11 protein-coding genes and 1 pseudogene are annotated in these 14,347 nt (G+C 70.4%); 4 read left to right on the forward strand and 8 right to left on the reverse strand.

The window, feature by feature from the left end; translation table 11 throughout:
* Positions 1 to 249 precede the first annotated feature (249 nt).
* Positions 250 to 2,469: an NADP-dependent isocitrate dehydrogenase gene (locus tag ACFYWI_RS23345; RefSeq protein WP_389235854.1), complete on the forward strand. Its 2,220-nt coding sequence runs from the start codon at positions 250 to 252 to the stop codon at positions 2,467 to 2,469.
* A 111-nt stretch (positions 2,470 to 2,580) separates the two neighbouring features.
* Here the strand turns inward: ACFYWI_RS23345 and ACFYWI_RS23350 are convergent, their stop codons facing one another.
* From ACFYWI_RS23350 to ACFYWI_RS23370, 5 genes and pseudogenes are all read right to left on the reverse strand, one after another.
* Entirely contained in the window at positions 2,581 to 3,504 is a 924-nt protein-coding gene (locus ACFYWI_RS23350; protein ID WP_389235857.1) for a glutamate ABC transporter substrate-binding protein, read from the reverse strand.
* Between the two features lie 516 nt (positions 3,505 to 4,020).
* Positions 4,021 to 4,686, reverse strand: a pseudogene (locus ACFYWI_RS23355) (DUF4389 domain-containing protein).
* A 157-nt stretch (positions 4,687 to 4,843) separates the two neighbouring features.
* Positions 4,844 to 5,305, reverse strand: coding sequence for a Crp/Fnr family transcriptional regulator (locus ACFYWI_RS23360; RefSeq protein ID WP_389235860.1), 462 nt, complete (start codon positions 5,303 to 5,305; stop codon positions 4,844 to 4,846).
* 561 nt (positions 5,306 to 5,866) lie between these two features.
* The gene (locus ACFYWI_RS23365; protein ID WP_389235863.1) at positions 5,867 to 6,265 is read right to left on the reverse strand and encodes a DUF1992 domain-containing protein; all 399 of its coding nucleotides are present in this window, start codon (positions 6,263 to 6,265) and stop codon (positions 5,867 to 5,869) included.
* A 58-nt stretch (positions 6,266 to 6,323) separates the two neighbouring features.
* The gene (locus ACFYWI_RS23370; RefSeq protein WP_389235866.1) at positions 6,324 to 6,467 is read right to left on the reverse strand and encodes a hypothetical protein; all 144 of its coding nucleotides are present in this window, start codon (positions 6,465 to 6,467) and stop codon (positions 6,324 to 6,326) included.
* A 160-nt stretch (positions 6,468 to 6,627) separates the two neighbouring features.
* Here ACFYWI_RS23370 and ACFYWI_RS23375 point away from each other — a divergent pair, with 160 nt between their 5' ends.
* The gene (locus ACFYWI_RS23375; RefSeq protein WP_389235869.1) at positions 6,628 to 7,722 is read left to right on the forward strand and encodes a hypothetical protein; all 1,095 of its coding nucleotides are present in this window, start codon (positions 6,628 to 6,630) and stop codon (positions 7,720 to 7,722) included.
* Between the two features lie 57 nt (positions 7,723 to 7,779).
* Here ACFYWI_RS23375 and ACFYWI_RS23380 read toward each other — a convergent pair whose 3' ends face one another.
* Complete coding sequence (locus tag ACFYWI_RS23380; protein ID WP_389235872.1) at positions 7,780 to 9,519, reverse strand: S8 family serine peptidase; 1,740 nt, start codon at positions 9,517 to 9,519, stop codon at positions 7,780 to 7,782.
* 251 nt (positions 9,520 to 9,770) lie between these two features.
* On the opposite strand from ACFYWI_RS23380, the gene ACFYWI_RS23385 reads away from it, so the two are divergent.
* Entirely contained in the window at positions 9,771 to 11,204 is a 1,434-nt protein-coding gene (locus tag ACFYWI_RS23385) for an amidase (RefSeq protein WP_389235875.1), read from the forward strand.
* 97 nt (positions 11,205 to 11,301) lie between these two features.
* On the forward strand, positions 11,302 to 12,105 hold the full coding sequence (locus ACFYWI_RS23390; protein WP_389235878.1) for an HAD-IIA family hydrolase: 804 nt from the start codon (positions 11,302 to 11,304) through the stop codon (positions 12,103 to 12,105).
* Positions 12,106 to 12,149: 44 nt separating this feature from the next.
* Here the strand turns inward: ACFYWI_RS23390 and ACFYWI_RS23395 are convergent, their stop codons facing one another.
* Both ACFYWI_RS23395 and ACFYWI_RS23400 read right to left on the reverse strand, forming a co-directional pair.
* Positions 12,150 to 13,388, reverse strand: a complete 1,239-nt coding sequence (locus ACFYWI_RS23395; protein WP_389235881.1) for an acyl-CoA dehydrogenase family protein — start codon at positions 13,386 to 13,388, stop codon at positions 12,150 to 12,152.
* Between the two features lie 136 nt (positions 13,389 to 13,524).
* On the reverse strand, positions 13,525 to 13,983 hold the full coding sequence (locus ACFYWI_RS23400) for an RrF2 family transcriptional regulator (RefSeq protein WP_389235884.1): 459 nt from the start codon (positions 13,981 to 13,983) through the stop codon (positions 13,525 to 13,527).
* Positions 13,984 to 14,347 lie beyond the last annotated feature (364 nt).

Raw genomic sequence — 14,347 nt, forward strand, 5'->3', positions numbered from 1 at the left:
TCGCCGCACGTCGACCGGGCGGTCCTTCACCTCAGGAGAAACGTGCAGGTCACCGACGTCTGCCGGCTGACAATCCATGGGGGACGAGGCGTGCGTGGGGAGGTATGCGGGTGCCGGCAGCCCTGACGCCGGGCGTCGGCGCGCTGCCCGGCGCCAGTCGGGGAAGGGCCCTGTCGAGACGGGGTCGATCACGGGATATCTTGATGTCGAGCAATGTTGCAACGTGGAGACTGTGGAGCGGAGCACCCGGTGACTGACTCGACCATCATCTATACGCACACTGACGAGGCTCCGGCCCTGGCGACGCATTCGTTCCTGCCCGTGGTCCAGGCGTATGCCTCGACGGCCGGCGTGAGTGTGGAGACGCGTGACATCTCCCTGGCGGGCCGGATCATCGCCAGCTTCCCCGAGCATCTCGAGGAGAGCCAGCGGATCGACGACGCGCTCGCCGAGCTCGGCGAGCTGGCCAAGACCCCCGGGGCGAACATCATCAAGCTGCCGAACGTCTCGGCCTCGATCCCGCAGCTGAAGGCCGCGGTCGCCGAGCTGCAGCAGCAGGGCTACGCGCTGCCGGACTACCCGGACGACCCGAAGACCGACGAGGAGCGCGACATCCGCGCCCGCTACGACAAGATCAAGGGCAGCGCCGTCAACCCGGTCCTGCGTGAGGGCAACTCCGACCGCCGTGCCCCCGCCTCGGTCAAGAACTACGCCAAGGCGCACCCGCACCGCATGGGCGCGTGGACCCCGGAGTCGAAGACCAACGTCGCCACCATGGGCGTCGACGACTTCCGCTCCACCGAGAAGTCCACGGTCATCGCCGAGGACGGCTCGCTGCGCATCGAGCTGAAGGGTGACGACGGCTCCACCACCGTCCTGCGCGAGTCGGTGCCCGTGCTTGCCGGCGAGGTCGTCGACGCCTCCGTCATGCGGGTCGCCGCCCTGCGCGAGTTCCTCACGGAGCAGGTCGCCCGGGCCAAGGCCGAGGGCGTGCTGTTCTCCGTGCACCTGAAGGCCACGATGATGAAGGTCTCCGACCCGATCGTCTTCGGCCACGTCGTACGCGCCTTCTTCCCGAAGACCTTCGCCCAGTACGGCGAGGCGCTCGCCAAGGCCGGCCTCACGCCGAACGACGGCCTCGGCGGCATCTACAAGGGCCTGGAGGCGCTGCCCGAGGGTGCCGAGATCAAGGCGTCCTTCGACGCCGAGCTCGCCGAGGGACCGGCCCTCGCGATGGTCGACTCCGACCGCGGCATCACCAACCTGCACGTCCCGAGCGACGTCATCGTCGACGCCTCCATGCCGGCCATGATCCGCACCTCCGGCCACATGTGGGGCCCGGACGGCGAGGAGGCGGACACCCTCGCGGTCCTCCCGGACAGCAGCTACGCGGGCATCTACCAGGTCGTCATCGACGACTGCCGCGCCCACGGTGCGTACGACCCGTCCACCATGGGTTCGGTGCCCAACGTCGGTCTGATGGCCCAGAAGGCGGAGGAGTACGGCAGCCACGACAAGACCTTCGAGATCCCGGTCACGGGCACTGTCCGCGTGGTCGACGCGGCGGGTGACGCCGTGCTGGAGCAGACGGTGGGTGCCGGCGACATCTTCCGCATGTGCCAGACCAAGGACGCCCCGATCAAGGACTGGGTCAAGCTCGCCGTCACCCGCGCCCGCGCGACCGGCGACCCGGCCGTGTTCTGGCTCGACGAGAGCCGCGCGCACGACGCCCAGCTGATCGAGAAGGTCAAGGCGTACCTGCCGGAGCACGACACCGAGGGTCTGCAGATCGAGATCCTCTCGCCGGTCGAGGCCACCAGGTTCTCCCTGGAGCGCATCCGCCGCGGTGAGGACACCATCTCCGTCACCGGCAACGTGCTGCGCGACTACCTGACCGACCTGTTCCCGATCCTCGAGCTCGGCACCAGCGCGAAGATGCTCTCGGTCGTCCCGCTCATGAACGGCGGCGGCCTGTTCGAGACGGGCGCCGGCGGCTCCGCGCCCAAGCACGTGCAGCAGCTGGTCAAGGAGAACTATCTGCGCTGGGACAGCCTGGGCGAGTTCCTCGCCCTCGCGGTCAGCTTCGAGCACCTCGCGCAGACCACGGGCAACGCGCGCGCCCAGGTGCTCGCCGACACCCTCGACCGCGCGACCGGCACTTTCCTGAACGAGGACAAGTCGCCGAGCCGCAAGCTCGGTGGCATCGACAACCGCGGAAGTCACTTCTACCTGGCACTGTACTGGGCGCAGGAGCTGGCGAAGCAGACCGACGACGCGCAGCTCGCGCAGGCGTTCGCGGACGTCGCCAAGACGCTGACCGAGCAGGAGCAGACCATCGTCGGCGAGCTGATCGCCGTGCAGGGCTCGCCGGCCGACATCGGCGGCTACTACCAGCCCGATGCGGCCAAGGCTTCGGACGTCATGCGCCCGTCGGCGACCCTCAACCAGGTCCTGGCGACGCTCGCCTGACGAGCCGGCCGCGCAGGGGGACCGTTCCCCCTGCGTCCGCAGACGATTCCGCCCCGGCTGGATTCCCTCCAGCCGGGGCGGTTGGTGTCTGCGCGGCGTACGCCGCCGGCGTCAGTAGCGCTGAACCAGCGGAGTCCCGTCGAACTTGGAGCCGGACAGCCCAAGGGTCGCGTTGTACGCCTTCTCGTGATCGCCGTTCTCGTCGTGCGCCTCGATGGCGTCCGAGACGGCATCACGCAGGGCCTCGTCGTCCTTGTTCATGCCGACGCCGTACGGCTCCTCGGTGAACGGGTTGCCGACGACCTTCAGCTTGTCCGGGCTCTGTGCGGCGTAGCCCATGAGGATGGCGTCGTCGGTGGTGACGGCATCGACGCCGCCGCCGAGCAGTTGCCGGACGCACTCGGAGTACTTGAGCGCCTCGACGGTCGTGGTGTTGTAGTCGGCCTTCTTGATCTCCCCGAGCGCGGTCGAGCCCTTCACCGAGCAGACCGTCTTGCCCTCCAGCGAGTACGGTCCGCCGATCGTCCGGTCGTCCTTGCGTACCAGGAGGTCGACACCCGCCATGAAGTACGGGCCGGCGAACCCGACCTTCTTCTTGCGCTCGTCGTTGATCGTGTAGGTGCCGACGTACAGATCGACGTCACCGGCGGCGATGGACGCCTCGCGACCGCTGGTGTCGATCGTCTTGAACTCGATCATGCCGGTCGGGAAGCCGAGGTCGGCGGCGATCATCTTGGCGATCTCGATGTCGAAGCCGGAGCGCTTGCCGTCCGCGTCCTGGAAGCCGAGGAACGGCTGGTCGTTCTTGACGCCGATGACGAGCTTGCCGGCCTTCTGTGCCTTCCGCAGGGTCGGGGAGTCGAACGTGACGTCCTGGGCGACCTTGTACACGGGCAGCGGCGGCCGGTACCCGTAGTTCGAGCTTCGGGTGGGCCTGTCCTCGGTCTTCTCCGGCTCGCCGCTGCAGGCGGTTGCGGTGAGGGCGACCGCAAGCACAGTGATCGCCGATGCTGCGGCGGACGTGCAGGGCTTCATGGTGGAACATCCTTTATTTCATTCGGATTCGGCCGATTCGACGGCTGAGGGCGGGGGATTCGCCGCGGGGCGGCGTGCGCCCGCCTTCAAGAAGTCGAGGCCCGTTGATCATCTCGGGGTCGGGTCCGGACGAGGGCTCGTCGAGGAGCCCGGCCCCGACATCCGTCGCGCGCGCCCGCGCGATCGGCAGGCGCCGGTGCCGTCGACCGCAGGAGAACGATGCGGGAGGCGTGTCGGACTGCCTCCCTGCCCCGACGCGGTCGATCCGGGAGTGCGCCGTCGAACCGGATCGGCCGTGGCGAGGACGGCGACCCGGGCCACCACAATGCCCGCCATCCGCTCGGTGCTCCGTCCTCCTCGACTGGGAGGACAGTAAGGAAGCCGGCGCCCCAGAGTCATTACATCTGAGCTGAACTTGAGCATCACAGTCCGGCTACGGACGGACATACCGGTCAGGCTTCCCGGCGGGCGACGGAGAGCGACGGTAGGGCCCGCTTCCGTTCCTGCCCCGTGCGGTCAGTGTGCCGCTCGTGCCCGGCCGGCAGGGTCGGTTCCGCCCATGTCCAGCCGGAACGGCGGGTACTCGTCCGTCATCAGGCTCGCGTACGCCAAGACGCGCAGGACCCATCGGTTGAGGCCCATGATCAGATCGAACAGGTCGCGCGGGTACTTCTCCGTGAAGGCCAGGACGACCGCCGCGATGACGGCGAACACGAGGATCAGGCCGCCGTGCCACCACCCGGCACGGAAGCCGCCCGCGAAGAAGCCGATCACGATCTAGTGCGGGATGGCGAGCAGCCACCACTTGACCAGCACCAGACCGCGGGAGAGCCGCTCGGGGTAGGCGATGTCGAGTCGCGCCGGATAGCCGGGCTCCTCCCCCAGGCTGAACGGAGGGTAGCGGTCGGTGCCCAGCGCGCCGTACGCGTAGTACGCGACCCGCCAGGACCATCGCAGCACCCCGACATTGAAGTCGAACAGGGCCCGCGGATAGCGCTCGGTGAACAGGATCGCGAAGAACGCTGCCACGCTCACCAGGAAGAAGGCGATCCACAGGAAGAACAGCACGATGTAGTGCGGGATCGCGAGGATCCACTTCACCAGCCACAGCCAGCGCGACAGCGGCGGGTCGAGCACCCCCTCCACGGTGACCGGGCGGTATGCGGCCGGAGTCGTCGTCATGGCAGCCGGCTCCTTGTGACCGGTCCCGCCGCGGTCAACGGCGGGCGCGGCGGGACCGTGGTCACCGGTGGGCGCTTGGGGCCCGTGGTCGGTGCCGGCAGTACGACGGCGGCGGCCGGCGTGTCCATGAGCCGCCGGGTCTCCCGCGCGGCCCCGGTCACAGGGTTCCGCTTCCGTGCGGGGCGTACAGATCCAGCAGCCGGACGCGGGCCGCGTGCAGCCGCTCCGCCAGAACCCTGCCCACCCACTGTCCGATCGCGGAGCCGAAGGCGGGGTCGGCGTCCATCATCATCCGTACGGTCTGCGCGTCGAACTCCTCGGCACGGACCAGCGTCATGGCCTCGGCCCCCAACTGCCACAGATGCGGGGGGAACAGCCAGGACCAGCCGACCAGTTCACCCAGACCCAGACTCTCGATCGTGACCGGGCGCTGTCCCGGAACAGGGACGTCGAGCGTGACCGTCCCCGAGCGGATGATCCAGAAGTGGTGTGCAGGGGTGCCTTCCTCGAAGATGCGGGTTCCTTCGGGAATGTTGACGTCGCACGCGATCCCCATCAGCCGGGCACGGTGTTCGGCGGACAGGGCGGCCGTGATGCGTGTGGGGGTGGAGCTGCTCATCGCCGGGCCTCCGTCGTCTCGGGTACAGTGGCGCTTTCCTGTTCTCGGGGGTCGGTCCGGTCCCTCCGGGGAAGCGCCGGGTGGCCCTGCTCGCGGCCCCTCACGCCGACGGCCTTCCACACGGGTTCGGTACCGTCTCAACGTCCGCTGCCGACGGTGAGGCGCACCGGGCCGCCGCGGGCTCGGCGAGCGGCGCGCCGCGGCCGGGGCCGGACGGGGGAGGACAGTCGATCGGCGTACTGCCTGCCACCCCCGCGCTCCTGCTCGCGGGGGTCACCTTCAGAGTGCACCACTCGCCTGCGCTCGGCACCGCCGGGACGGTGTCGTACGGGCAGGATGATGACTCCCAGCGGTGCGCCGGTGGGCCGGGGCGGCTCCGGCCCGGGGGCGCCGAGCTGCTGCAAGGGTCCGCGAGCGTGCCGGACCGCGTTCGTGACGAGCCCCGAAACGATCAGAGCGTCGTCGCGCCGCTCCGGTCCCAGGGCAGCAGGCCGAGCCACTGCTGGGCGGCGACCGGTGCCTGCGGGCCACCGGGCGGTCGGCGGCCGGTCTCGCCCGGCGTCAGCCGCGGTCGCGGCGCCACTGATCGACGACTGCCTCGACGTCGTACGGGCCCAGCCCCAGGGGCGGCCCCGGCGGCGGGCGCCGGATCGCTGCGGCGACCTTCTCGTTGATCTCTTCGACGATGCGCCGCACCGCCGCCTCGTACGGCGCACGGGCCGCCCGCTCCAGCGCGTCCTCGGCCTCCTTGCGCAGGGCGAGAGTCGGCGGCAGGAACCCGAGGCCCTCGCGGTGCATCTTGCCCTTGATCCACCACAGCTCGTCGTAGGTGCCGCCGCTGTCCGGCAGAGGCTTGCCGATACCGGGCAGATCCTTGAATGCACCGCGCTCCGTGGCCTCGCGGATCTGCCGGTCGACCCACGATTCGAAGCTGACGCCGGGTGGCTTGCGCTCGGTCATACGCTCCAGCGTATGACGGGGGTGCTCGGCGTGGTTCACTCGCCCGACGGCCCTCAGCTCACACCATCGACCGGTCCTGGAGTGATGCCACCGTGGCCGGGGACCCTTTGCCGTCGCGGTTGCCCGCGCCGAAGTTCTGCCCGTGGGAGAGCAGTTGATCGTGGAAGGCGGCCGCGAAGCCCGGTGCCGCATCCGATCGCACCGGCCACAGCGTGCCGACGAACGCTCCGGCACCCGCGCAGGGCGGGCGTCGCGCAGCGCACCACCCTGGCAGGCGTGGGCGAGGCCGCCCGGGACGGAACTGTCCCGGGCGGTCTGTCGTGATAGCACCACAAGTGATGCCGATGTGAAGGGAGTTCGCCGTGGCCGTCAGTGCCGTGCGGATCGACGGGAACAGTCTGCTGCTGGGCGGGGGAGTACGGGTGCGTTTCATCCGGACACTGCGCCTGCCGGAGTCCGGGACGCATCCGCTGCCGCCGGGACTCGGGGAGTTCCCCGTGCGGCGCGTCGAGGACTATCCCGACACCGTTCCGCCGCAGTGGCGGGCGCGGGGCGGGGTGATGCTGCCGGTGTACCTGAGGGAGGCGATGTGGCTCAGCTTCGCGGGCACCCAGGAACCCGCCGCACTGCAGATCGGTGTCGGCAAGGTGTGCGCCGTATCCGGTGAGCGGTGGAGCGGCCGTGTGCGGCGAGGGCCGCAGAACTATGTGGTGCTGCCCAGACAGCCGTGGCTGGACGGCATCAACTCGGGCAAGGGGACGGTACGGCAGTTCGTCGCGGTGCCGCTCGGCCTCGGGGCCACGGTGGAGGGGCAGATCACCGGCGAGGAGACCACGGGGGGTGTCCAGTTGCAGGCGTTCGCACTCTCCGGGCCGGCACTGGCCGCCTGGCGCGAGGAGCAGCGGGCCCGCGCGGAGCGTGAGGCCCGGGCCAGGGCCGCGGTCCTCCCCCTCGCCATGCCGCCCGCGCCCGGGGGCTACGGAGGCGTCTTCTCCGCCGCCATGGCCCCGCCTGCGCCCGGCGCCGCACCTGCCGCACCTGCCATGTCGGCCGGCCCGCCGCGGCAGGCCGCCGCGATGGGGCTCGGAGCGGGCGGCACGATGCGCCAGGAGGTCTATCAGGACGACCGGCGTCTGTCGGACTGGGCCGAGGAGCCCTCCGGCCGGGTCTTCGTACACCTGGTGACCCCGCCGGAATGGCGCCGCATCACCGGTGAGGTGGCGCCGCCGTCACCGGTCGACCGTGCCGCCTACACGCAGGCAGGACTGCCCTGGTTCGACTACTACGACGAGGACGGCACCGACCTCGCGCCGACCGACGCCCTGGGCGGGGTCAAGCCCGTCGGTGACTGGCTCGGCGACGACCAAGTGCCCTGGCAGGCGCCGGGCGCGCACCAGATCCAACCGCTCGGTGACGCGCCCGCGCCCGGAAAACCGGTGGCGGAGGGGGACTGGTGACCGGTGCCCGGCGCCGTCCGGCGCCGGGCGATCGGGCCGGTCCCCGATCCATTGCTCCTAGAAGGTGAGGTTCCAGGCGTCGATCCTGCCGACGTCCTGGGAGGCGATGTCGCGCACGCGCAGTTTCCATGTGCCGTTCGCGGCCTCGGATGAGGCGTTGACCGTGTACGTCTTGCTCACGTCGTCGGCGCTGTCGCTGTTCGCGAAGTCCTCCAGCAGGTACACCGTGCCGTCGGGGGCCACGAGGGAAACCACGAGGTCACCGCGGTAGGTGTGCTTGATGTCCACGCCGACCTTGAGTGCGGCCGGGGCATTGCCGCTGACGCCGGTGACCTGAATCGGGCTGTCCACCGTGGCGTTGTCCGCGATGGTCACGTCGGCGAGGTTCTCGAAGTACTTCCCGGGCGGCGGGGTGCTGCCGACCGCCTTCAGCGCGTCGACCTGGCCCTCGCCGAAGAAGGCGTTCCTGGCCGTGGTGCCCGTGCACCGGCTGTCGGACGGGCAGGCGATGTCGGTGGCCTGCTCGCCCAGCTTGGCCCGGATGTCCGCGGGCGTGTACCCCGGGTTGACGCTCGCCAGCAGCGCGGCCACGCCGGCGACATGCGGGGACGCCATCGACGTGCCGTTCATGCTGCCGTACTTGCCGCCCGGAAGCGTCGAGTACACTCCCGAGGCGCCGTCGCCGCCCGGTGCTCCGACATCGATGATGTCGGTGCCGAAGTTGGAGTACGACGCCTTCACGTTGCCGTTGCCCATCGCCGCGACGGTGACGACACCCGGCAGCTCGGTCGGGATGTCGATGCAGGCGTTGGTGATGGTGCGGGTGACCGGGGTCGAGTCGTTGGGACTCGAGGAGTCGGTCGTCTTGTTCGCCAGGTTGTAGTTCGAGTTGCCGGCGGCGGCCACCTGCAGGGAACCCTTGCCCTCGGCGTACGCCTGGGCGCGCCTGACACCCTCGATGATGGCCGCCTGGTCCACGTTGTCCGGGCAGTTGAACATCCACGGATCGGTGTAGTAGCTGTTGTTGGTGACCTTGAAGCCGTGGTCACCGGCCCACACGAATCCGCAGATGGTGTTCTCCGCGAAGAACATGCTGGTGTCCGGCTCCGCGATCCGCACGGAGGAGATCTTCACGCCAGGTGCGACACCGATGACGCCCTTGCCGTTCTTCGCGGCCGCGATCGTGCCCGCGACATGGGTGCCGTGCTCGCCGACGTCGCGCCAGGCGCCGGCGCGGATGTCCGCCTTGCCGTAGGCGCAGGAGACGGAGTCGGCCGCGTTGAAGTTCGGCGCGATGTCCTGGTGCTGGTCGTCCACACCGGTATCGAGAACGCCGACCTTGACGGCGGACGAACCGGTGGTCACGGCCCAGGCCTGCTCGGCCTTGATGCGTGTCATGTCCCAGCGGTTGGACTCCGTCAGCGTGGTCGGAGTCTGTGCCGGGTTGGCGGGCAGAGCCGGGTCGTAGGCGTCGGCGGGCACGTCCGAGGTCCGGGTCGCGCCGACCTGCTGCACTCCATTGACCCCGCGCATGGTGCCGGCGAAGGACGTGGCCGCCGAGTGGGCCACGATGACGCCGATCGCGTCGTAGTGCGCGAACACGGTGCCGCCGTTGTTCGTGACCGCCGTCCGCACTGCCGAGGTGTCACCCGGCGCGGTGATGACGAGGTAGGCACGGGTGCCCGCGGCCCATGACGACGAGGCGGACGAGGCCGACGAGGGTGACGCGGGAGCGGCGTCGGCGATCCCGGCGGGGGTCACGAACGCAAAGGCCGCACCGAGGGCGGCAGCGGTCACGACCGAGCGTCTCAGGCGGCTGGATATGTGGGGAAACAATGCGTCCTCCGATGACCTGGTGGTGTTCGTGGCACCGGCCAGGTCGTATGAAAAAGTGGTCGCCGCAAGATGTCAGACACGTGCCCACCTTGTGAAGTGCCTTCTTCTGGAAGGTGTTTGATACGAGTCGCCTGCGGGCCCCTGGCGGTTACCGCTCGGTAGTGCGAGGATCTGCTCGAGTTGCCGGGTGACGGGGAGGGGAGACGGCTCTGATGGCCGAGCTGCACGATCTGACGGCGCTGGAACAGGCGGACGCGGTGCGGTCGGGCACGGTGTCGCCCACCGAACTCACCGAGCACTACCTCGACCGGATCGGTCGGCTCGACGAAACCGTCGGCGCGTACATCACGGTGACATCTGAACTCGCCCGCAAGCAGGCGGCCGAGGCGGAGGCCGAGGCTCTGGCCGCACGGCGCGACGGCGGGCGGCTTGGTCCGCTGCATGCAGTGCCGGTGCCGGTCAAGGACCTCAACTTCGTCGCCGGTGTGCGCTGCACGCTGGGCTCGCAGGCCTTCGCCGACCATACGCCGGACGTGGACGACCATGTGGTGACCAGGCTGCGCACCGCCGGGACGGTGATGCTCGGCAAGACCAACACCCCCGAGTTCGGACTGCCCTGCTACACCGAGAACCGCCTCGCGCCGCCCGCCCGCACCCCGTGGGACCTCGAGCGTTCCGCCGGTGGGTCGTCCGGGGGCGCGGCGGCCGCGGTGGCCGCGGGCCTGGCGCCCGTGGCGCAGGGCTCGGACGGCGGCGGCTCCATCCGCATTCCCGCCTCGGTGTGCGGGCTGTTCGGCATCAAGCCGAGCCGGGGCCGGGTGAGTCCGGGGCCGACGCTGCACGATGTGAGCGGTCTGAGCACCTCCGGCCCGCTCGCCCGCACGGTCGCCGACGCTGCGGCACTGCTGGACGTGCTGGCAGGACCGATGCCGGGCGACCCCTACGGCGCACCGTCGCTGCCGCCCGGCGAGACCTTCCTGTCCGCGGCGGCACGCGAGCCCGGGACTCTTCGGGTGATTGCTCTGGCGACCCCGCCCGTGCCGGGAGTGGAGCTGCACGCCGACTGCCGGTCGGCCCATGACGGGGCGGCAGGGCTGCTGCGCGAACTGGGCCATCAGGTGGACGAGATGGAGCTGCCGGTCGACGAGCGCATACGCGAGGCATTCGGCCATGTCTGGGCCGTGATGGCGAGCGTCCACCCCGTCGCGCCGGACAAGGAAGAGCTGCTGATGCCGCTCACCCGGCATCTGCGGGCGACCGGCCTCGGCGTGAGCGGCCTCGACTTCGCGCAGGCCCTCTACACTTTCCGCGCCCTCGGGCAGCTCATCGCCGACGCCCTGCTGTCGGCGTACGACGTGATCCTCACGCCGACGCTGGCCCAGCCGCCCGCGCCGGTGGGCGGCCTGCGCGACGACGGCGACCCGTCGGCGGAGTTCGCCGGCCTCGCGTCCTTCACGCCGTTCACCCCGCTGTACAACGCCACCGGGCAGCCGGCCGTCAGCGTGCCGCTGCACTGGACCGACCAGGGCCTGCCGATCGGGGTGATGCTCGGAGGCCGCTACGGCGCCGAGTCCACGCTCATCTCCCTCTCCGCCCAGCTGGAGGCCGCCCGGCCGTGGGCGCATCGGCGTCCGGCTCTGTGGTGACCGGCCGGGACCGCTGCGGGGGGCGCGGCCGGCGTCCGGGAACGGCCCGGGGCGGTGGCTCCTTGGCCCTGCCCCGATCGCTGGGTACGGTCACCGCATGGAACGGGTCGGCGCTGTCCTGATCGATATCGACGGTGTGCTCACGGTGTCCTGGAAGCCGCTGCCGGGAGCCGTGGCCGCCATGGAACAGCTGCGCGAGGCGGGCATTCCGCTGGCGCTGGTCACCAACACCACCTCGCGTACCAGGGCGTCCGTCGCGGCGGTCCTGGCCGAGGCGGGATTTCCGGTCACGGCGGACGACATCTTCACCGCTCCCGCCGTGACCGCCGCGTACCTCGCCGCACACTGTCCCGGGGCGCGATGCGCGCTGCTGAACAGCGGTGACATCCGCGAGGACCTCGAGGGTGTCACACTCGTGGACCTCGACGACCCGGACGCCGAGCCGGATGTGGTCGTCGTCGGCGGGGCGGGGGAGGAGTTCGGCTACGGGCCCCTCAACAGGGCCTTCGCCCATCTCCAGCGCGGTGCTCGCCTCGTCGCCATGCACCGCAACCTGTACTGGCGTACCGCGTCCGGGCTTCAGCTGGACACGGGCGCCTTCCTGGTAGGGCTCGAGCGCGCCGCCGGTGTGGAGGCGGAAGTGACCGGAAAGCCTGCCGAACCCTTCTTCGCGGCCGCCCTGGCCCAGCTCGGCGCCGATGCCTCCCGGTCGCTGATGGTGGGCGACGACATCGAGTCCGATGTGCTCGGCGCCCAGCGCCACGGGATCACCGGCGTGCTTGTAAGGACCGGGAAGTACCTGCCCGAGACCCACCGCGCGGCACCCGGCTCGCCGGACCACGTACTCGACTCCTTCGCCGACCTGCCCTCCCTCCTGGAGCGCCTGGCGGGCCCGCGCTGACGTGCCGCCCCGGCCACCCTGACCCCCTCGATCCTGACTGCCGGTCAACGCTCCGAACGCCGCAGCGACGTCCCGTTCAGATAGTGGTCGCCGATGTCACTCAGACGGTGGGCAAGCGGGTTCTGCGCGGTCAGCACGCGTGCGTTGCGCCAGAATCTGTCCAGCCCCGGGTCGCCGTGGACGGAGCCCGCGCCGGCGGTGAACTCGAGGATGCGGGTCGTGATGTCCACGGCCGCCCGGTTGGCGAGCACCTCGGCCCCGGCGACGAGGACGGCGATGTCGGCGCGCTCGTCGATGCCCAGTTCCGCCCCCGCCTCGAGTCCCCTGGCCAGCGACCGGGTCGCCCGTTCGACGACCGCGGCGGCCGAGTAGGCCGAAGCGGCCAACTCGCCGTAGACGAGCAGCAGATACGGGTCCGCTGCGGGCTGTTTCCCGTACTCCCCGTACTCGCCGTCGCCGCCGTCGGACGCGGGCCGGGCCGCCCGCACCGCACGGCTGAGGTCGCGGGCCTCGGCCAATGCCCCTTCGGCGATGCCCAGAACGACCTGGACCAGCATCAGCCGCAGGGCGAGCGGAGCGAGTGCCGTGAAGGGGGTGACGGCGTGCTCGTCCCGCGGCGCGGCACCGATGATGTGCTCGGCCGGCACCGGTACGCGGTCGAACGTGACGCTGCCCGCGTCGGCGAGGCGCTGCCCGAGGGGTTCCTCCACCGGGGCGGCGGTCACACCGGGATGGGCCGGGTCCACAAGAGCGATCAGTAATTCGCCCGTGTGGGCGGTCGGTGCGCCGACGATCAGCCGGTCGACGACGGTGATGCCCGCCGCGAGACGGCGTCGCCCGTCGAGGACGTATCCCGCTTTGGCGCGGGTGAGGGTGAGGTCGGGTTCCGATTCCGGTTCGGGCAGTTCGGCCGATCCGCCCAGGAGCCACTGCTCCCGTGCCGTGCGCAGTTCGAAGGGCTCTGCCTCGCCGGGCAGGCCGAACAGACGCGCGCTCCAGGCCAGCACATAGTGGCGTCCCATGAGTTCGGCGATCGAGCTGTCGGCCGCCGCCAACTCTCTGACCACGGCACAGGCGGTGCGCCAGTCGGTGCCCGTCCGCCCAGGTCCCGGCGGTGTCAGCAGCGCGGGCAGGCCCGCTTCCCGCAGCCGGGCGATCTCGTCGAACGGCGGCTTGCCCGCGCGGTCCCGGGCGAGCGCGTCGACGGCGAGGTCGTCCGTGAGTTCACGGATGACGCGCTGCCAGACCTCGTTGTCGTCCGGACGTTCCGGCGCACTCGGCATTGTCACGGTGACCTCTCACGAGAATCCTATTTTTCCTATCGGATTAGTAGGGATACTGCCAGAGGGTCTGCCGCTCCCCAAGGGGGCGTTCACGTGGTGGACATCGCTGCCCTGCCTCGGATCCCCCTGCTCGGTGTCAGGGGTTCGCCCACGCCTGAGGGTCGTCGGCGAGGGCGGACACCTCGGGCGGCAGCTCGGCCGAGGCGAGGGCGGCCAAGGTGACACCTTCGAGGATCTGCCGCACATTCGCCCGCAGGGCGATCCACAGCGGCTGCAACGATGTGGCGGGCCCCGTGTAGGAGAGTTCGGGAGGACGTACCCCGCGTACGGACACCAGGGGACCGTCCACGGCGCGGATGACATCGGCGACGGTGATGGAGTGCGCGGGTCTGGCCAGCCAGTAGCCCCCGTTGCCGCCTCGTTGACTGAACACCAGGCCGCCGCGGCGCATGTCGCCCAGGATGCCTTCGAGGAACTTGTGCGGGATGCCCTGCGACTCGGCGATGGCCTCGGCCTTCAGCGGACCCTCGTCCTGGGAGGCGGCGAGCTGGAGTGCGGCACACACCGCGTAATCGGCCCTGGCTGAGATGCGCATGCGGGCAGTATTCCGCAACGCGGTGGCCGGTCCGGTGGTCACGTACGGCCGTCCATGATGCGGGATGCGGTTTGACCGGCTTGCACCACCCCCGTTATGTTGCGCGCCATGTACCGATCCACGCTTCTCACGACACGAGGTCATGTCGACCTGAAGCGTGTGTGCTCGGCTGCGTGTCAGTCGTCCTGAACGTACGGCGAACGCCCGGGCCAGGCCCCTGTGCCGGCCGCCGGTTCCGCAGCGCGCCCATGTACCGGTGAACAAGCGCTCCGTGCAGGAGCACCAAGTGGATGCCCCGCCCGGACCTTGCCGATCCCCGGATCGCCAGGCCGGGCCGCGCCGTGGCGTCCGCACCACCACACAG

This window comes from Streptomyces sp. NPDC002889, assembly GCF_042888425.1.
Classification (GTDB): Bacteria; Actinomycetota; Actinomycetes; order Streptomycetales; family Streptomycetaceae; genus Streptomyces.

Excerpts from the sequence above, each read along its gene's own strand:
- ACFYWI_RS23350 (WP_389235857.1), bottom strand. The coding sequence starts at position 3,504 with ATGAAGCCCTGCACGTCCGCCGCAGCATCGGCGATCACTGTGCTTGCG.
- ACFYWI_RS23360 (WP_389235860.1), bottom strand. The coding sequence starts at position 5,305 with ATGAGCAGCTCCACCCCCACACGCATCACGGCCGCCCTGTCCGCCGAA.
- ACFYWI_RS23365 (WP_389235863.1), bottom strand. The coding sequence starts at position 6,265 with ATGACCGAGCGCAAGCCACCCGGCGTCAGCTTCGAATCGTGGGTCGAC.
- ACFYWI_RS23385 (WP_389235875.1), top strand. The coding sequence starts at position 9,771 with ATGGCCGAGCTGCACGATCTGACGGCGCTGGAACAGGCGGACGCGGTG.
- ACFYWI_RS23390 (WP_389235878.1), top strand. The coding sequence starts at position 11,302 with ATGGAACGGGTCGGCGCTGTCCTGATCGATATCGACGGTGTGCTCACG.
- ACFYWI_RS23395 (WP_389235881.1), bottom strand. The coding sequence starts at position 13,388 with ATGCCGAGTGCGCCGGAACGTCCGGACGACAACGAGGTCTGGCAGCGC.
- ACFYWI_RS23400 (WP_389235884.1), bottom strand. The coding sequence starts at position 13,983 with ATGCGCATCTCAGCCAGGGCCGATTACGCGGTGTGTGCCGCACTCCAG.